9 protein-coding genes and 3 pseudogenes are annotated in these 19,217 nt (G+C 70.2%); 8 read left to right on the top strand and 4 right to left on the bottom strand.

Features of this window, described 5'->3' with window-relative positions; translation table 11 throughout:
• Positions 1-205 precede the first annotated feature (205 nt).
• The 7 genes and pseudogenes from DJ476_RS31325 to DJ476_RS31355 all read left to right on the top strand — a co-directional run bounded on the left by DJ476_RS31325 (position 206) and on the right by DJ476_RS31355 (position 6,212).
• A protein-coding gene (locus DJ476_RS31325; protein ID WP_112489517.1) for an IS3 family transposase occupies positions 206-1,398 on the top strand; the annotation gives its coding sequence in 2 pieces (ribosomal slippage) (positions 206-470 and positions 470-1,398; 1,194 coding nt in all).
• Positions 1,399-1,432: 34 nt separating this feature from the next.
• Positions 1,433-2,023, top strand: a pseudogene (locus DJ476_RS31330) (fatty acid desaturase family protein); the annotation flags it as partial.
• Between the two features lie 906 nt (positions 2,024-2,929).
• Positions 2,930-3,322, top strand: a complete 393-nt coding sequence (locus tag DJ476_RS36165; RefSeq protein ID WP_103419417.1) for an STAS domain-containing protein — start codon at positions 2,930-2,932, stop codon at positions 3,320-3,322.
• A 25-nt stretch (positions 3,323-3,347) separates the two neighbouring features.
• Positions 3,348-4,067, top strand: a complete 720-nt coding sequence (locus DJ476_RS31345; RefSeq protein WP_103419418.1) for an ANTAR domain-containing protein — start codon at positions 3,348-3,350, stop codon at positions 4,065-4,067.
• Positions 4,068-4,072: 5 nt separating this feature from the next.
• Positions 4,073-4,447: pseudogene (locus tag DJ476_RS35860) on the top strand (transcriptional regulator); the annotation flags it as partial.
• Between the two features lie 145 nt (positions 4,448-4,592).
• The gene (locus DJ476_RS35865) at positions 4,593-4,802 is read left to right on the top strand and encodes an ANTAR domain-containing protein (RefSeq protein ID WP_318294821.1); all 210 of its coding nucleotides are present in this window, start codon (positions 4,593-4,595) and stop codon (positions 4,800-4,802) included.
• A 549-nt stretch (positions 4,803-5,351) separates the two neighbouring features.
• The gene (locus tag DJ476_RS31355; RefSeq protein ID WP_112492084.1) at positions 5,352-6,212 is read left to right on the top strand and encodes a SigB/SigF/SigG family RNA polymerase sigma factor; all 861 of its coding nucleotides are present in this window, start codon (positions 5,352-5,354) and stop codon (positions 6,210-6,212) included.
• A gap of 119 nt (positions 6,213-6,331) precedes the next feature.
• Here the strand turns inward: DJ476_RS31355 and DJ476_RS31360 are convergent.
• The 4 genes and pseudogenes from DJ476_RS31360 to DJ476_RS31375 all read right to left on the bottom strand — a co-directional run.
• Positions 6,332-6,504 (bottom strand): annotated as a pseudogene (locus DJ476_RS31360) (IS5/IS1182 family transposase); the annotation flags it as partial.
• A 324-nt stretch (positions 6,505-6,828) separates the two neighbouring features.
• Positions 6,829-13,134 carry an RHS repeat domain-containing protein gene (locus DJ476_RS31365; protein WP_112492085.1) on the bottom strand — a complete coding sequence of 2,102 codons (6,306 nt, stop codon included), beginning with the start codon at positions 13,132-13,134 and terminating at the stop codon, positions 6,829-6,831.
• 110 nt (positions 13,135-13,244) lie between these two features.
• Entirely contained in the window at positions 13,245-17,465 is a 4,221-nt protein-coding gene (locus tag DJ476_RS31370) for a LamG domain-containing protein (protein WP_318294822.1), read from the bottom strand.
• Between the two features lie 330 nt (positions 17,466-17,795).
• Positions 17,796-18,455, bottom strand: a complete 660-nt coding sequence (locus DJ476_RS31375) for a response regulator (protein ID WP_112492087.1) — start codon at positions 18,453-18,455, stop codon at positions 17,796-17,798.
• Positions 18,456-18,704: 249 nt separating this feature from the next.
• Here DJ476_RS31375 and DJ476_RS31380 point away from each other — a divergent pair, with 249 nt between their 5' ends.
• Positions 18,705-19,109: an FKBP-type peptidyl-prolyl cis-trans isomerase gene (locus DJ476_RS31380; protein WP_112492088.1), complete on the top strand. Its 405-nt coding sequence runs from the start codon at positions 18,705-18,707 to the stop codon at positions 19,107-19,109.
• The last annotated feature ends 108 nt before the right edge of the window (positions 19,110-19,217 follow it).

The raw sequence follows: 19,217 nt of genomic DNA on the forward strand, positions 1-19,217 counted from the left end.
CGTCCGCTATGAGAGCGGACGAACCGAAGAGAATTCCCCACCCGGAGCGAGCCAACACGCTCCACAAACCACCGTTCGACCGACACTGGTCACGTTCTTGGCTCTTCCCTCGAACCGCGGTGGACCGCCCAACTGAGCTGTACTGAGATTTGTGGAGTCCCTGATGCCAGGGTTACGGTCCTGGCGAAGGAGATCCACCAGCACCATGGCAGCACCCCGTAAATATCCGGACGAACTGCGCGAGCGCGCGATTCGCGAGGTCCGCACCACCGGCCGCCCGATCGCGCACGTCGCGAAGGACCTGGGCATCCACAAGGAGGCCTTGCGCGGCTGGGTCCGCCAGGCCGAGGCCGACCGCGGCGAGCGGGACGACCGGCTCACCACCGCAGAGCTCGACGAGCTCAAGCAACTCCGTAAAGAAGTAGCGGAGCTGCGGCGGGCGAACGAGATCCTGAAAGCCGCCTCGGTGTTTTTTGCCCAGGAGATCGACCGTCCCCGGACGAGGCCGAGCAGGTGATCGACCACCTGCGTGGACACGGCCTCGGGGTCGATCCCGTCTGCCGGGTGCTGGACCTGTCTCCGTCGACGTACTTCGCCCGCAAGAAGCGGCCGAAGTCGGCCCGTCGGCTCCGCGACGAGCAGCTCATGCCTCTGATCGAGGAGGTCCACGCGGACTCGGGCGGCACCTATGGCGCCCGCCGGATCACGCGGGCCCTGGGCCGCCGGGGCGTCGAGGTGGCCCGCTGCACGGTCGAGCGGCTGATGGCCGAGCTGGGCCTGGAGGGCGTCATCCGTGGCCGGCGCCGCCGCACCACGGTCCCGGAGCCGTCGGCGCCGCGTCCGCCGGACCTGGTCGACCGCGACTTCACCGCCTCGCGGCCCGATCAGCTGTGGGTCGCGGACATGACCTATGTCCGCACCTGGTCGGGATGGATGTATGTGGCATTCGTCCTGGACGTGTACTCGCGGATGATCGTCGGCTGGCAGGTCGCGAACCACATGCGGACCGAACTCCCTCTGGACGCCCTGGAGATGGCGCTCTGGCGGCGTCGGATCAAGAAGGACTCCGGACTGATCCACCACAGCGATCGCGGGTCGCAATACGTGTCAATTCGGTATACCGACCGGCTCGCGGACATCGGCGCCTCCGCCTCCGTCGGGTCGGTCGCGGACTCGTATGACAACGCGATGGCCGAGGCGCTGAACGGGACCTTCAAGGCCGAGCTGATCGAGATGCAGGGTCCTTGGAAGGACGTCGAGCAGGTCGAGCGGGCGATCTTCCAGTGGGTCACCTGGTACAACGAGGAACGTCTGCACTCCGCGCTCGACTACGTGCCGCCGGCCGAGCACGAGGAAGCCTTCTGGCGCAGCCAGGAGCAAACCCCGCAGTCCGCCTGAACCAATCAAGATCGGACTCTACGAAACTCGGGGCAGCTCACTGCCCCGCCTGATCGGCCGCTTGCAGGCCTATCTGTTCTTCCCCCTCCTCACTCTGGAGGCGTTCAACCTGCACGTGGCGGGTGTCCGGGCGCTGGCAGACCGCTCGCTCAAGCACCGGCCACTGGAGGGAGCGCTGCTCATCGGCCACTTCGCGGTCTACCTGACCGCACTGTTCCTGGTGCTGCCGCCCGGCATGGCGATCGCCTTCCTCGCCGTTCAGCAGTGCCTCTTCGGTGTGTATCTCGGCTCGGTCTTCGCCCCCAACCACAAGGGCATGCCGATCCTGACAGGAAAGGACCGCCCGGACTTCCTGCGCCGCCAGGTCCTCACCTCACGTAACGTCCGGGGCAACTGGTTCACCGACATCGCGCTGGGGGGACTGAACTACCAGATCGAACACCACCTCTTCCCGAGCATGCCCAGCCCTAACCTGCGCAGGGCACAGATCATCGTGCGGCACTACTGTGACGAGCTGAGCGTTTCCTATCTGGAGACGGGCTTGATCACCTCGTACCGGCAGGCGCTCCGCAGCCTCCACGAGGCGGGCGCCCCACTGCGCCGCACCCCGGCCGCCGCTTCCTGAGCGCCGCTCCTCCGTACCCTCCGGGCGGGACGGGGAGCAGCGCCCAGGCAGGTGACGTCCACGTAACAGCCACAGCGTGACCCGGCATCTCCCGGTCATCGGCCTACGGGGGTAGCCCTCCGCTGCGACAGGGCCTAGCCTGAGCACCGCGCCCCTGCCCCCGGCCGTTTCTGACCTTACGGCCGAAAACAGGTGGAGATCATGGCGCACCACAGTCCCGTCCAGTCGCCCCGCAGCAGTCCTCCCAGCGGTGTGCCGGAGGTCCGGCGGGTGCGAGCGCGAGAGGCGCTGGTCGACTACGACTGCCACGGTGACGCCCTCTTCTCCCTGGCTCTCCTTCTGTGCCGGGACGTCGACCTGGCCGCCGACGCAGTCGTCGCCACACTGACCCTGGTGGACGGGACGCCGTCCGAGCCTTGTCCGAACGGGGCGCGGCGTCAGCACCTCGCGGCGGATCTGTGGAACCGGTGCGCGCGTGTTCCCGACGGGCGGCTACCGGAACCTGCTCCGTACCTCCGGTCGCACCGGAACCGACCGTCCCGCGAACAGGACCAGCCCGAGCAGTACTTGGCTGTGCTTGGGCTGGTCCTGTTCGGCGCTCACACCTATGGGCAGGCTGCCGCGCTGATCGGTCTGCCGGCCTCTTCGGCCGCTGTGCGGTCGCGAGCCCTCCTGCACCACGCCGCGAGCGTAGCCAGCCACCGCTGGACGTAAGAGGCACGGGCCCCGATACCGGGTTGCCCACCGTGGTCTTGGGGGCCGCAGAGGGCAGCCGGAGTCGGCAGCGCCGTGGCCACGAAAGGCCTCCTCACCACGGCGCTGCCTTGCATAACCCGACCGGGCGTTCACCCCGGGGCCGTTCCACCAGGCTAGCCCCGACCAACAGGCTCGAAGCGAGGATGGCTGATGCAGACTCCACCACTCCTCCACGTCGACCGGCGCCAGGAGGAAACGCGCACCGTCATCGTTCTGGCCGGGGCGATGGACAGGGACTCCGTCCCCGTGTTCACCGCGGCGATGGCTGAGGTCTCGCGTGCCGGGGCCGCGGCCGTTCACGTGGATCTGAGCGCCGTCGCGTTCTGCGACTGCGGTGGACTCACCGCTCTCCTCACGGCAGCTCAGGACAGTCGGACGGAGGGGCGGAAGTTTCAGGCGCATGCTCCGTCCCCGGCAGTCCTTCGCCTGTTCACCCTGACCGGCACCGTCGGCATTCTTCTCGGGCCGGGGTTCCGCACCTCCGGTCCGGACGAGACCGCCGCGAGGCGCTTCGAAGATCGATCCCCTGCCCCGCCGGTATGATGGGGAGTCCGAAAGGTGGCCGCCTGTGCTCAGCCCCGAGATGACCCGGATCCTTCGGGCCCTCCACATGGACGTCGGGCCGGGGCTGGACGTCGGCTGTGTAGCGGTTCTCGGCATGGACCACCTCGTGGTGTCCTTGGTGGTCGAAGGGCACATCACGGAACAGTTGTGGTCCTCCGACTCCGTGGGTGCCTCGTTCGAGGACCTCCAGTTCACCTTGGGCCAGGGCCCCGGCCCGGATGCCCTTCGCACCAGCCAGACGGCGGCGGAACACGATGTGACAGCGTTGGGAGCGGCACGATGGCCCACCCTCGTTCCGGCGATGGCCCATCTGCCGATCGGGGCCATCTTCTGCCTCCCGCTGGCCCTCGGCGGCATCTCCGTCGGCGTCCTCACCGCACTCCGCGCGTCCCCCGGGCCCATGAGCGGCCAGGAGATGGATGACGCCCTCGGTCTCGCAGCAGCCCTCACCCTCCAGTTCCTCGGCGGGGCAGGAACGCGAGGCGAGACCTGGTTCGACGCGCAGCCGGACGGAGAGCTGCACCGTGCTGTCGTCCACCAGGCCACCGGCATGCTCAGTGTCCAGCTCGACCTTCCGCTGGGCGAGGCCCTGCTCCGCCTGCGCGCGTACACCTACAGCCACGACCGTTCCATCATCGAAGCCGCCGAAGACGTCGTCTCCCGGCGGCTCCGACTCGACGACGACCGTCCGGAACCCGAATCATCCAAGGAGACGAGGGGATGACATCCATGTCCCGCGAGCAACAGGTGTCAACAGTATTCGTGCAGGTCGCGGACTCCCTCATCGATGACTTCGACCTCATCGAATTCCTTGAGGGGCTGTGCGCCCACTGCGTCAGTCTGCTCGACGTCTCCGCGGTCGGCATTCTCCTCGCCAACGAAAAGGGGCTCCTGCATACGATCGCCGCGTCGGACCAGAACACGCACCTGCTGGAACTCTTCGCCATACAGCACGACGAAGGCCCCTGCCTCGACTGCTACCGCGCCGGCGACGCACGCATCAACATCGACCTGCACGATCCCGTGGCCAACGAGACCTGGCCCGCGTTCGCAGACCAGGCCCGGCGCAGCGGCTTCCAGACGAGCCACGTCTTTCCTCTTCGCTTGCGTGACCGCGCCGTGGGGGCGATGAACCTCTTCCACACCGGCCGGCAGTCGCTGACCCCCCCAGGACGCTTCACTCGCCCAGGCGCTCGCGGACGTCGCGACGATCGCCATTCTCCAACAGCGCGACCTCGGACAGGAGCAGTTGGAGAAGACACAACTGCAACGTGCCCTGTCCAGTCGCATCGTCATCGAACAGGCCAAGGGGATCCTCGCCGAACGCTGGAACGCCACTCCCGACGCGGCGTACGACGCTCTGCGCACCTATGCCCGAGCACGCCGACTACGCATCTCCGACTGCGCCCGCCACATCATCGACCAGACCCTCGACACCGACGAGATCCCGCACGTCTAGCATCCTGCGGACGTGCACCGTGCCTTGCGCCGGATCCTGATCGCCGCCGTCCAGTGTGTCATCTTCGCCGTGGACAAGGCCATGGTCGAGCGCACCGACGCACAGCCACCCGACGCCTGACGGGGACCTGCCGGGCTGACGGGCCACGGGGCGGCCCCGGGCAACCGCCAGCCGCCTCGGGCCTGTTCACGATGCCCTCCTCGACGGGGTCGGCCCGGGGGGAACTTCGGCGGTGCGGTAACCGCTATGACCGCGAAGGTGTTTGGGCCCGCCGATCGGGGACAGACGCTGGTTCGGCGTGCTTAGGCAGACAGGCACACACTCACGGGAGCGGCTTCTCCGGCCATCCTGAGGTGTCCTAGTCATGGCCCTCCCGTGCTGTACACGATAAGCAGCCATCGGGAGATGCGAATGCGTAGCACATCGCAACACCCTCGGATTTCCGCCGACGCACCGGAGAATGGACCGCGGGCGCTGTCAGGCACGACAGACGCACAACTGCGTGCGCGCGGGGTCTTCATGTCAGAGTCGACGGCCGGGGATCCGACCATGCCGATATCCGCGGAGGCTCCGGCCGCGATCGCCGTCATCGCCCCGGCGACGCTTCCGCGGATCGAGGAACCCGGGAAGATCGCCCCGAAGGACGCACGGGGGCTGGGGTCCCTGTTCTTCGAGCAGTTGCAGGTGCTCGAAGAGGGCACACCGGAGCACCAGTACGCCCGGAACACGCTGATCGAGATCAATCTGTCCCTGGTGCATTTCTCGGCTAGGAGATTTCGCAACCGTGGCAGCGGCGAGATGGAGGACATCGTCCAGGTCGGCACGATCGGGCTGATCAAGGCGATCGACCGATTCGAGCTCAGCCGTGAAGTGAAGTTCACCTCCTTCGCCATCCCCTACGTCGTCGGGGAGATCAAGAGGTTCTTCCGCGACTCCACCTGGGCCGTCCACGTGCCGCGCCGTCTGCAGGAGCTTCGCGTCACCCTGGCCAAGACCCGTGAAGAACTCGCCGGCCGACTCGATCGCGACCCCAGCGTCGCCGAACTCGCCCAGTACCTGGACCTCACCGCGGAAGAGGTCATAGAGGGCCTCATCGCCTCCAACGGCTACACCGCCGGCTCCCTGGACCTGCCCATCGGCGCCGAACACAACGGATCCGAGACCGTCACCTACGGAGATGTGAAGGGCGACGTCGATCCGGCCATGGAACTGGTCGAGAACCTCCACGCGCTGGCGCCGCTGCTGGAGGATCTCGACGACCGGGACCGCGAGATCGTAGCCATGCGCTTCGGCCAGGAGATGACCCAGGCCCAGATCGGTGAGTATCTCGGCATCTCCCAGATGCAGGTCTCCCGACTCCTGACCCGCCTGCTGGCCAAGCTCCGCCGGGGCATGCTCAGCCAGAACTGAGCATGGTCAGCCCTCACCGGTACGAAAGTGACTGCCCGCGACGCCCGACGTCGTCGCGGGCAGCCACCGGGCTCATGGCGGGCGGGAAACCCGGGCGGGCAGCGGGACATGCCCTGCAGGTGGATCTTCGAGCCGTACTTCCCCCGGTCGACAGGATTCGGACCTGTCAGGTCCCCCTTTTCAGGGCCCGCATGTTCACCGAGTCGATCGCGCACCGCGACCAGTCCAGCTCGCCGCGGGCACCCAGTTCGTGAAGGACCAGGCGGTGGAGCTTGGCCCACACCCGTGCCTCCGGCAGCACCCGCTGGAACAACTCCCGCAACTCGTCCGGCACCAACCGCTCAACGATCCCCACCATGGCTCACGGAATACCGAGCTATCCAAATGAGATTACCTCTCACAGTAGTACGCGTCGCCGCACGGATAGTCCGGGTTGCCTCAACGGATGTTGGTGGACACGAACCGGGACAACCCGGAGCGGCAGGTGCGGCTGTCGTTCCTCGCCTGACCTTCGTCACCCCGGGTGTTTCCGCACCCGGAGGAGCCCAGGGTTCCATGGGCGCATACGGCTGACCCCGCCGGAGCACATCCGGCGGGGCCCGTGTCCACCGGTTCCTCAGTCGAAGTGGATGGTCTCCCGCCACACGATGTTGATCGGCACCCCGCCCCGGTTCCGGGCACCGTCGCCATAGGCGTTCCACGGTGTGAGGGTACGCAGCAGGGAGTCCCAGTTCATTCTGTCGGACACCTTGATGACGACCTCGGCGGTGCCGGCATTGTGGTCGATGCTCTCCACGTGGACCCGGACGTTGTAGGACCCGAGCGCCGCGTAGGAGCTGTTGCCCGTGCCCGCGAGGTAGTTCGCGATGTCCTCCGCCGCTTGGGCGCCCTGCTCGGCCAAGGTCTTGTCGCTGTTCTTGTACTTCCACTCCTCGCCCTCGAACAGCGTTCCCGGCTCCGCACCCCCGAGCTGTTCCCTGAGCCGTTCGCGGACCAGTTCCATGTGGTGGTGCTGCCGTACCTCCTCGGTGAACGCGTCGCCCTCCGTGAAGTTCCACTCGTCGGGATTGTTGAATCTGAGGAACTCGTCGATGACGTCGTAGCCGTTCGGCCCGCCCTTCCACTCCATCACCACCACTGCGAGCGGGCCGGCGCCGGTCAGCTTGATCCATTGGCACATGGCGTTGCAGCCGACCTCCGTGTCCCACGGCGCGGGCTTGCGCACCCCGCTCTTCAATCCCCGGAACGACGCGGTCCTGACCTGGTAGGTCGCCTTCTTGCGCGGCGGAGCGGCGCGGTACTTCGAGGACTTCTTCGCCGACGGCTTGCCGACCTGCTTCTTGCCGCCCGAGCCCCCGGTCGCCTTCTTCTTCCCGCTCGGCTTGCCGATCTTCTTTCCGTACAGCCCGCTCGCGTCCGCGTACGCCAGCGGGTTGTTGTACGCGTACGTGTAGCCGTTCATCTGCTGGGGGTTCTTGTGGTCCACCACCGGGTCCGAGGAGAGGAATCGGCCGGTGTCCGCGTCGTACTCGCGGGCGCCCATGCTGACGAGGCCGGTGTCCTTGTCGTCCGTACCGTTGGCGAAGGTGCGACTGCCGGGCCACCGGCCGCCCGACTGCTGACCCCGGAGCCCGCCGAACGGCAGGGTGCGCCGTTGCACCAGCCCCTGACTGTCCGCGTTCACCGCCAACTGCCCGGTGCCGTGCTGGTCGGCGATGCTGAACGACACCTGCCGGTCGTCGCTGATCACCGCGAGATGCCCGCCGCCCAGGTCGATGTGGCGGGTCGCCACCGCCCGGTCGCCGCCGGCCGGGACGGTCACCTCCGTCTCCCCGAGGTACAGCGTGGTACCCGAGGCGGTACGGCCGATCAGCCGGTTGCCGTCCGCGTCGTACACGTAGGAGGCGGTGCTGCCGTCGGAGCCCTTCACCTCGGTCACCCGGCCCTCGGCGCTCCACGCCAGTTCCTGGTCGACCGCGCCGCCCTCGCGCGTGACGGTGTTGCCCGCCGCGTCATAGGCGTAGGTGAGGGAGACGGGGTCGGTCCCGGTGCCCTCGACCCCCAACAGCGTGCCGGGCCTGTCCTCGGCGTACCGGTAGGTGCGGGTCGTCCCCTGCTCGTGGCGGGTCTCCTTGAGCCGGTTGCCGGAGGCGTCGTAGGCGTAGGAGTGGTGGTACGGGGCCGGGCCGCCGACCGTGGCCGCGCTGCCGGAGTCCGCGCATGCGGTGGTGCCCTGTGCCCAGGCGTCGGTCAGCCTCCGCAGATGGTCGTAGGCGAAGCACTGGGTGTCGGTGCCGCCGCGTGCGACGTCGGCGATGGACAGGACGTTGCCCGCCTGGTCGTAGGAGTAGGTCTCGTGGCGGTCGACACCCGGCTGGTCCTCCCGGTCCAGCCGGGTGGTCCGCAGCCGCTGGGTGCCCCATTCGTAGGTGTTGGTGGCGTAGGACCGCTTCCCGTCGGCGCGGCCCAGGGCGTAGCGCAGCGCCTTACCGGTGAGGCTGTAGGTCACCTCGCTGGTGATCCCCAGCGGCCCGTTGGAGGCGACCGGCCGCAGCGTGCCGTCCTCGTACGCGAAGGTCACGCTCTGGCCGGGCAGGGCCCCGGCAGCCGGCAGCCCGATGCTGCGGATCTCGCCGGACGGGTCGTACTGGGTGGTCGACACATAGCTGCCGGCCAGCGCCCCCTCGGACTCCGGTATGACGACCCGGGTGCGCAGCGGACGGTAGAGCTTGTCGTAGTTCAGGACCTCCGACACATAGGCTTCGCCGCCCTCGTAGCGGATGCTGCGGCCCAGCTGTCCCCGGGCGCCGCTCACGGTGTCGTACTCCCAGCGGGCCAGGAGTGTGCCGTCGGCGCTGTCCTCGCGGAGCTCGGTCTGCCGGCCCATGCCGTCGTATCCGTACGCCAGGGTGTCCCCCCGGTCGTCCGTGATGGAGACGGTGCGGCCCCGTTCGTCGAACGCGGTGGTCTTGGTGCCGGTGTTGGGACCGGTCGAGGAGATCTGCCGGCCCACCTGGTCGTAGCGGTAGGTCCAGGTGCTCCCGGCGGGATCGGTGACCTCGGCGAGGCGGCCGTGCTGGTTGTAGGTGTAGCGGGTGCTGTCGTAGGCGGAGCCCGCGTCGCGCCCGTGGTGGCGGCGTACCTCGACGGGCTCGCCGAGTGCGTTGACGAGTGTTGTGACGGTGGTGGCCCCCTGGGGCGGTACGACGGTGGCGCGGTCGCCTCCGTGGATCGTCCGGGTGGCGGCCAGGACGGTGCCGCCGTCGCCGTCGCCGGCCATGACGGTGGACTCGGTCTCGCGGCCGAGCCCGTCGTAGCGGTGCCGGGTCTGGGATTCGACCACCGACTCGTCGGCGGGCAGGAACAGATTCTGGGCCGGTGCCCCGGTCGTGTAGTAGGAGGCGAAGGTCTTCGCGGTGAGGCCGCGCTCGTCGTAGAAGATGTCGGTCAGCAGCCGGCCGCCGGCCGGGCCGGGGCCCTGGGTCTGGCGCTCGCGCAGGAAACCGTCGTACAGGACGTAGGAGGTGTTCTGGAGTCCCCGGTTGCCGATGGTGCGGGTGCCCACGGCCACCGGCTGGTTCTCCGCGATCCGGTAGGTGTAGGCCAGGCTGGGCAGTTGCGAGGTGCTTCGGTCGGGCAGCCACACCCCTGTCATCCGGCCCAGCGCGTCGTGGGTGTACGTGGTGGTTCTGCCGTTGGTGTCGGTCAGCCGCTCGGGCAGGCCGCGCACCCCGTCCACCTGGGTGACCCGCTGCTGGGCGGTGGAGCCGTCGCCGGAGCGGGCGGGCGGAGTGGTCTCGGTGACGGTGGTCGCGATGCCGGTGGCGGGGGAGTAGGAGGTGGTGACGGTCAGTCCGTCGCCGCGAGGTTTCCGGACCGGGGTCCCGCCGCCGGTGACGGTGATGTCGGCGGTGATGTCGGTCTCGGCGGTGGTCCGGCCGTAGCGGTCGTAGGCCGTGCCGGACTCCACGTAGCGGGCGGTCGTGCCGTCGTGCTCGTGCAGGACCGCCGTGGCGGTCAGGTCCCCGGTGGTCGGGGCCTCGCCGTGGCCGAGGCCGTCGTAGGCGTACCGGACGTCGCTGGTGACGTCCTCGGCCCGGTCGGGCGTGGCGGAGCAGCGGCCGCCCACCGCCTCCTCGCGGGCGACGGCCCCGAGGATGTTGCGTGCCGTGTTGGTCGCGTACGTGGTGCGGACGCACTGCTCGTCGCCGGTGACGGAGATGTCGCCGGTGCTGTCGGTCTCGACGACCCGGCCGGCGACCGTGTCGTAGCGGAAGGACTGTTCGGTGGTCCGCCACCGCAGCCCGGCGCCGTTGTCCAGTGAAGTCCACGAGGTACGGTTCGCGTCGTCGGTGAACGATGCCCGCAGCGTGCCCCAGTCGCGCTTGTGCTCGGCGGTCTGGTGGCGCCAGGGCCGGCTGACGGTCTTGGCCAGGATGTCGCCGCCGGCGCCCGAGAAGCTGACGGTCTTGTAGGGGTAGCCGGCCAGTGCGGGATGGTCGGTGAGCGCCTCGCCCTCGCCGGGGCCCAGCGGTACGGTGACCGACCTGGTGCCGCCCGAGGAGTTGCTGCGGTCACCGTCCATACCGCGCAGGAAGTAGGTGTCCTCCTGCGCGGCGGTGCCCGTCTGGCCGCCGGTGGTGACCCGGACCTGGCCGTAGCCGCGCCACTGGGACCAGGTCTTCTCCTTCTCGGGCACCATGCCGTTGTCGTCGTCCCAGTGCCAGGCCGCGCCGCCCAGGTACTGGTAGCGGGTGACCTGGTCGGGTGCGCCGCCGGTGCGGTCGGTGCCGGTGACCGAGGTGGTCACGTACTTGTTGAACCAGTGCAGTTCGGGATCGTGGTGCGGGCCGCCCGCCAGGTACTGGGGAAAACAGCGGGTGGTGTTGGAGGCCGGGGTGGGCGGTGCGCCGGCGGTGCAGGCCGGCGGGGAGTACCCGACGTCGAGCTGTCCGCCCACCTCGTCGGCGACGGTGGACAGCCGGGACTTGATGAACGGCGCGTACCCGTCACCGCTGCGGTCGAGCCGGTTGGCCAGCTGGGTGTAGGCGAAGGTCACCGGCGGCAGGGTGATGGGCTGCGCGGCGCTGTGCCCGGTGTGCGTCACCGAGTCGAGAAGCAGCTGGTGGTCGACGTCGGCGGTGCCCCAGTGGTGGTCGAGCTTCCAGGAGTCGACGGCCCGGTACGTGGTGCCCGAGCGGACCTCGGTGGTGACGCCGGTGAGTCGGTGGGTGGTGAAGAAGGTCGGGCTGAACCGTCCGGCGTCGCAGTCCTCGCCGGAGGCGCAGTCGAGATCCCAGGGGGTGTCGTACCAGTACTGCGGGTTCTTGTCGATGTCCGAGCAGTCGGCGCCGTCACCGGGCAGGCAGCGGTCGCTGTTGGTGAACCGCACCCGTGCGAGCGGGGCGCCGTCCAGCACGGTGTCCCTGGTGAGGCCGTACTCGGCGCGGGTGAGAGTGCCGCCGCGGGTGTAGCGCGTGTTGTTCTTCTCGTCCAGGAACCGGCCGTAGGAGTTCTGCTCGCGGTCGTAGTAGTAGGTCAGGACGTTGCCGCGGGTGTCGACGACGTAGTCCAGGTTCCAGCGCCAGGCCTGCTGGCACCAGGAGTCCCGGAGCGGGGTGGCGCGGCACGGGTCGGAGCCGTCGGTGCCGTAGACCGGCACGGTCCAGGCGGAGTCGGTGACCGGGTCGCCGCTGCTCCAACCGGGCAGCCGGTGGTAGCCGAAGTGGTACTGGACGCCGTCGGGGTCGGTGAGCCGCCAGTACTCGTTGTCGTTGTCGCCGTTGGCCCGCGCGCTGTCCTTCAGACGTTCGATGACGGTGCCGTTGTCCTTCTGGAGTTTCCAGCGGTCCTGGCCGGCCGGGACGAGTTCTCCGGCCTCGCCGTTGAAGGAGATGTAGGCGTTGTCGTGGTCCCAGCACAGGTCGGAGATCTTCACGCCGTCGCCGTTCTGGACGTCGTCGTAACCGCACTGCTTGTACTTGCGCTCGATGTAGCCCGGCCACATGTCGAAGCCGTCACCGATCCAGGAGCCCTGGTTGTTGGTGCCCCCGGTCCGGCCGTCGATGCTGCCGGAGGAGTAGGCCAGGCCCAGATCGGGGGCCAGACCGCCGGGCACCTCGGGGGCGGGGAAGTCGTAGGACCAGGTGAAGGCACCGGAGTTGAGGTCGGTGCTCCAGGTGGCGGAGGCCGCCAGGCCGGTGGCCTTGTAGGAGCCCTTCTCCCCTTCCTCCTCGGCTGCGGCGGCCAGCACCAGCGGCTCGCCGTCCGGCAGCTCCAGGGCGGTGGCGGTGAGTGCCTGCCGCCGGGTGTCGTTGTCGGCCGGTACGGGTTCGCCCTGCCGGCACTCGGCGCGTTCCGGGGTGGTGAGGGCACAGGCGGGCAGCGCCACCAGGCCCAGCCGGGCGCCGTACCCGCCGCCGTAGTCGCGGGCGATCGCGGAGTAGTCGAGGGTCAGCGTGGCGGTGGCCGCGTCGGTGGCGGAGGCCGTCAGCGGGACCCGCGCCTTCCGGTTCTCGGCGGTCACGGTCAGCAGCGGACCGGGCAGGCCCAGCGCGGCGGCGTCCTCGGGCTCGTGGACGGTGACCTCGGCGGTCAGCGGCGTATCGGCCGCGGCCAGCGTGACCGGCAGCCCGACCGTTCCGGCCTGTCGGCGCAGCGGCCCCGGCCCCGCACCGACGGTGATGTCGGCGGTGCCGGTGGCGTACGCGGTGGGTGCCGGCGGGGGGACGGGGTCGGCGGTGCCGGCCGGCCGGGGCAGGGCGGGCGGGCCGTCGGTGCCGGGCACGCTGGACTCCGCGTCGGGCAGGTCGGGGGGTCCGGCGGACTGCGCCGGGCCGGCACCGGTGAGCAGCAGGGCGCCGGTCATCACCGACGCCAGTGCGGCGCTCAGCCAGCGCGTGGGCAGGGGTATGCGCGTCATCGGGCAGGGAATCCTTCGGGGTCGGCGCGCGGGGCGCGGAACGGCGCGGCGAGAGGACGGTGTCGGTGACGGGTGGGGGCGGGGCACATGGCCCGCCCCCACCCGGTCGGTCACGGGGTGCCGGGAACCTCGGTGGGCAGACCGGATACACCGCCGGCGAGTTCACCGATCTGTTCGGACGTCAGCGGTCCGTCGAAGACCCACAGGTCGTCGATCGAGCCCGGCCAGTGCTCGCCCCACTCCCCGCCGGTCAGTCCGCGGCCGGCCTGGAAGGAGGCGGTCGCGGGGAAGACCGTCACCTGGTCGGCCCAGGACTGCTCCTCGGAGCACTCGGGCAGCGGGTCCTCCGTGCACACCGTCTCGGCCGTCCGGCCGTTGACGTACAGCGTCAGACGGCGGTCCAGGCCGTCATAGGAGACCGCGATGTGCTGCCACTCGCGGACATCGGAGGCCAGACTGTGGCCCACCGTGACCACCCGGGCCTGCGGTGTGTCCTGCTCGGGCACCGTCACCTGCCAGCTGCCCCACGCCGGATCCTGCGCGTTCGGCACGAAGCGCACGGTGAGGGCACTGTGGTGCTCACCGGCCGCGCTCATCAGCGTGACCGGGCCGTCGGGGGCGGCGGCCGCCTGCGCCCAGGCGGCCACGGTGAAGCCACGGGAGGGATCGGCCGGGACGGTGGTGGTGTCGGCGTATCCGGTGATTCCGTCGAGTTCGAGGGCGCCCAGGTCGACGAAGCCGTCGCCGATCCGCGTACTGCCGCGCAGCGTCAGCGCGTTGCCGGTACCCGCCGCGTCCGGGGTGGTGCTCCCGTCCGCGCCGGTCTCCTCGAACATCCAGCGGGCGGCGACGGCCAAGGGCTGCTGGTTCAGCCGACCGGCCTCGTAGCCGGTGACCACCCGGTCCCAGATCCGGACATCGGCGATCTCGCCGGGGAAGAACGACTTGACGACGTCGTCGTACCGCCCGGCACCGAACTGCACGGGTCCGGTCGCGTGCCAGGCGCCGCCGAGCGTCACCCGGTCCGTCCGCCGGCCGTTCACGTACAGCGTGAGGGTGTCGCTCACCTGGTCATGCACGCCCAGCAGATGCGTCCACTCCCCGACCCGGGCGCTGTCCCCGGTGGGCTGCATCGCCCGCACCGGACGGCTGTCGGCGCTGTCGGCGCTGTACTGGTTGAACGCCCAGCGGTCGTAGGTGGCGGAGTAATACAGCTCGAAACCGGGCCGGGACTCCGACAGCTGGGTGGCGACCACCGCCGCCGAGTCCGGTCTGCGCTCCAGCCGGGCCCATGCGGAGACCGAGAAGCTGCGGTCGGTCCGGACGGCGCCCGCCGAGGTACGCGCCAGGCCGGAGGTGCCGTCGAAGCGCACCGCACGGTCCAGCGGGCCTTCGCGACCCGCCGTCACCCCGCCGGTAGGCGTGGCGGCCAGCTTGTGGGCGTCCCCGCCGACGGCCGTCGCGCCCGCCTTCTCGTCCAGCCCGAACAGCGCCAGCGCCGGCAGCGCGGGCTCCGTGTCCAGCCGTTCGCCCGCGTACAGCCGCTGGACGGAGGCGGTGCCGTCGTGCACGGCGCCGCCGAGGAGTTGCACCTCGTCGACGCTGCCCGGGAACCAGGACCTGCGCTCGGCGCCGTACTTGCCGACGCCGATCTGCACCGGCCCGCGCGCATCCCAGGCGTCGGTGTATGCCAGCGACCCGGCGAGCACCCCGTCGACGTACAGTCGCAGGGTCGCCCCGTCGTAGGACCCCACGAGGTGGGTCCACCTACCGGCGCGCACCTCGGCGTCGGCCACGACCCGGGCCATCCGGTTGTCGTGCGGCGCGTCGGCCCGGTACTGGTTGAAGGCCCAGCTGTCCAGGGTGGCCGAGTAGTACAGCTCGAACCCGGGCTTGTCCGTACCGGTCTGGGTCACCACGATGGCCGCGTGGTCGGGCTTGGTCTCCAGCCGGGCCCACGCCGAGACCGTGAACGGCCCGCTGGTGTCCACCACCGCACGGTCGGTCGCGGCGTATCCGCCGGTGCCGTCCAGTGCCAGCGCGGTGCCGCCGACGGTCGGCGCCCCGGGTGCGCCGGTGGTGGCGCCCCCGTGCAGGGTGGCGGTCCGGGTCGGCGCGGTGGCAGTGAACCGCTCCGCGCCCTCGGGCTCGTTCAACCGCCAGGACGTACGCTCACCGCTGCCGGTCCCGATCCGGAACTGGTAGGTGCGGATCTCCGAGAGATTGCCCGCGGCGTCCAGCGCCTGGGCGGTGACCATGTGGAGTCCGGGCCGGTCCGGCAGCACCCGGACGGTCGCCGGGGCCCCAGCCGTCGTGGCCACCCGATTGGCCGGGTGCGGATCGCCGTTGACGCCGTACCGGTAGGCGGTGACGGAGGAGTCGTCGGTGCTGAGCGTGAAGGTGCCGTACTTGCCGGTGCCGTCCAGCCAGGGGTCCTGCGGGTCCTCCGGGTCGGAGGCCGGGTACTGGGAGGAGCCGATCACCGGGGCCTCGGGCACGGTGGTGTCGTACACGAAGTAGCAGCCGGTGGGAGAGCCGTCGGAGGACCAGGGGCCGTAGTCCCGGCCGTCGTAGGCGCGGATGATCCAGTGCAGCGTCTCACCCTTGGGGAGCCCGCCGGGCATGGTCACCGCGTGCTGCGAGCCGGACGCCTTGCCCGTGGTGAGGGCGGAGTTCCACAGGACCTCCGACCCGCGCTTGATCTGGATCTGCACCTGGACGCTGTCGCCGTCGGGGTCGGTGACGTTACCGGCCCGCAGCTGGCCCAGGGTGCGGACGCCGACCGGGTCGGAGGGCCCCCGGCAGGTGCCCCCGTACTCCATCGTCAGCTGGGACATGGGGATCTGCCGGGGCGGACGGTTGTACTCCACCCGTAGATGGGCGTTCTTGTGGAACCGCTTCCAGTGGTACGGGCTGGTCTCGTTGCCTGCCCGCAGACCGAAGGTCATCGTGGAGGCCTTGCTGTCGGCGGCCTGCTGGACGGCGGCGCGGATCGGGAACTCGGCGTCGCCGGCGGGCTTGCAGCCCGACAGCCCGCTGCCGTAGTTGAAGGACTCGGTGCGCAGCCGCTCGATCCAGAACCCTGAGGCGTTCTGCGTGTTCCAGCTGGTGCTGCTGGAGATGGCCTTGGTCCTCCACAGCTCCACGGGATGGTTGGTGCACTGGGCGGAGTGCACGTTGCGGACCACGAACTCGGCGCTCAGAACACGGGTGCCGACGAAGCGGGAGGTGTCCATCCGGTACATCAGCCGCTTGACGTCGCCGGAGGCGCAGCCGGACCAGCCGGTGCAGTTGCCCAGCCCCTCGTCGGCCTTGCCGTTGAACTGCCAGTAGCGGGTGGTCGGAAACGCCTTGGAGGTCATCGTCCAGGCGGAGGCGCGCGGGGAGTGCCACTGCGGGTCGATGTACACCGGGTAGTCGGTGTCCTCCGCGGTGAGCAGTTCCGTTGCAGGGGTGAGCACCAGCGCGGAGCCGCCGTCGGTGACCTCGACACCGAGTTCGGCGATCCGGGACGAACCGCCGGGACCCTCGGCGCCGGACGGCTTCGGTGTTCCGGCGTCCCCGGAGCGGTTCCGGGCGGTGGCCACCTCGTCCTCCTCCTGCCTCGAGTCCCACATCAGGGGCGTCGGCGCCTCGAAGACGGTGCCCCCGGAGCCCGCGTCGGTGGCGGCCAGCCCGCCGTCGTCGGTGACGTCCACCGCCATGCCCTCGGTCGCCAGACCGAACCGCAGCCGCTCCAGTTCCGGGTGGGCCGCGGCCTCCGGCGTGGAGACCACCAGCAGGGACATGAAGCCGTCGGGGACGGCGGTCAGCCGCAGCTCCACGCCCGGCAGGATCTCCGGGTAGTGGGCGGTGTCGCCGGCCAGCCGAGGCTCGGGAAGCGGGCGTGGCCACGACAGCGCCAGCTCGCGGCCGTTGCGGGTCAGCCGGACCAGCGCCGTGTCGCCGCCCGGTGAGAAGGCGAGGCCGACGGTGGAGGCGATCGGTCCCACCGTGCCGTCGGCGCGGACGGCCAGATCCAGATCGACGGCTCGCCACGTGCCGCCGGACCTGGTCCACACCGGCGTGACGTACTCACGGGCCTCCAGAGTCCCCTGGGGGGTGGCGAAGACCTCACGGGTCTCACCGCGCAGGGCGGGCACCTCCACCGGTTCGCCGGACGCGCGGGCCGCTGCCAGGGCCGCGCCCTCCGCGCTCTCCTCCGCCACCGACGGCTCGTAGCCGATGCCTGCCCCCGCCGGCCGGTCGGACGACGTACCGGCGGCCGAGGCGGGGAGCGGGCCCGCCAGCCCGGTCAGCCACAGCGCCGCGCAGATCCCCGCCGCGAGCACGCTGTGCCGTCTACGTCGTGAGCCCCCTGGCCCCATTCTGTCTCCCTGTGCAGTGTGACGGTCCGTCATGAGCCACGCGAACGGGGCCGTACCGGAGTCCGGGCACCCGTGCTCCTTCTCCCGGACGAAAAGTGACCGGGAGGAGGAGAAAGCATGGAGAAATCTTGGTTCTCGGGGACGGTAGCGGCAGTTGGGGGACAGGAGTGACGGCCGTTCGACCCTCAGCGCAGACCCCGGCGTCCGAGAAACGGTTCAGCCCCTACCCGCAGGGCAGCCCATGGCCACCGGTGCGGCGATACCGGCCGTGGCCGAGGGGGCGATGCGCCCCGTTCACAATTCGTCGAGCGAGACCAGCCCGTCCTGAACCGCCCGCGCCACCAGATGGGCCTTTGTGGAGGCAGGCCGACCCGCGTTGGCGTACTTGATCCGCACCCGGTCGAGATAGGTGTTCACCGTCCGGACCGAGATGTTCAGACGCTGGGCCACCAGCGCCTTGGACTCGCACTGGAACCAGGCGCGCAGCACGTCGATCTCCCGCCGGGCCAGCGTCGGCCGCACCGGGCGCCGGCCGCTGCCGGGCGCACCGGCCTGCGCGGGCGGCGTGAATGGCAGCTGACGGGCGGCGGCATGAGTGGCTGCCACCAGGTGGTGCGCGCCCTCGGCCTTGGTGAGATAGCCGACGGCGCCCAGGTCCAGGGCGGTCAGGGCGGTGTCCTCACTGTCCAGCACGGTGTAGACGATGACGTTCCGGCCCTGTGTCACCAACTCCCGTAGCGTGCCGAAGTCCGCTCCGACCTCGCTCGGTTGGAGGTCGAGCACCACCACGTCCGCGTCCCGTCCCGGCCCGTGGAGGGCGGCGGAGATGTCCGTGCCGACGGCGAGCAGCCGCACCGGCGGGTCGGCGACGGCGTACCAGGCGGCGATGCCGGCCGCCACCACCGGGTGGTCGTCGATGACGGCGACCGTCACGACGGGGGACTGCGGGCTCATGGGTAAGGGGGCTCCTCTCCGGGAGTGAACAGGACTTCTCTCCGGGGCCGGACTGCCTTGAATGTACGTGCCACCCTTGGTGCGGGCCGTCCCATGCCGTCCCATGCCGTCCCTGCCCGTCCCACGCCGTCCCGGGCCGTCACGAGGATCCGCGGAACTCCCGCGTTAGCGTGATCGCCTGCCGCATGGAAGGTCCATGTGCCCGGTCGGCCCGTGCGAGGGAGGCCGGTGGCGAGCGATGGGGCCGTGATGAGCGAACTGACGAAGCCCGTGATCGAGGTTCCGGAGGGGGACGCCCCCGACGAACTGACGGTCCGGGACCTGGTGGTCGGGGACGGGCCCGAGGCGCGGCCGGGACGGGTCGTCCAGTTGCACTACGTGGGGGTGACGTTCGCGTCCGGGAGGGAGTTCGACTCCTCCTGGGAGCGGGACCAGCCGTTCAAGTTCGCCGTGGGCGGAGGCAGGGCCATCAAGGGCTGGGACCGGGGCGTGAGGGGCATGAGGGTCGGCGGGCGACGCGAGATCATCGTTCCGCCGCGTCTCGGCTACGGCAAGCAGTCACCCTCTCCGCTGATCCCGGCGGGCTCGACGCTGATCTTCGTCGTGGACCTGCTCACGGTGGTGGGGGGACCGCCGGAGAAAGGCCGGGCCTGACGGGCTCGCCCGGGCCGCGGAGGCCCGTCCGACGCCGCAGCGTCGCGGTTTCGGGCTGCTCGCGGACGGGGGCTGACGTCCGGTCCGGGAGATCGGGAATCGGCTGCT

It is taken from the genome of Streptomyces bacillaris, from assembly GCF_003268675.1.
Taxonomy (GTDB): domain Bacteria; phylum Actinomycetota; class Actinomycetes; order Streptomycetales; family Streptomycetaceae; genus Streptomyces; species Streptomyces bacillaris.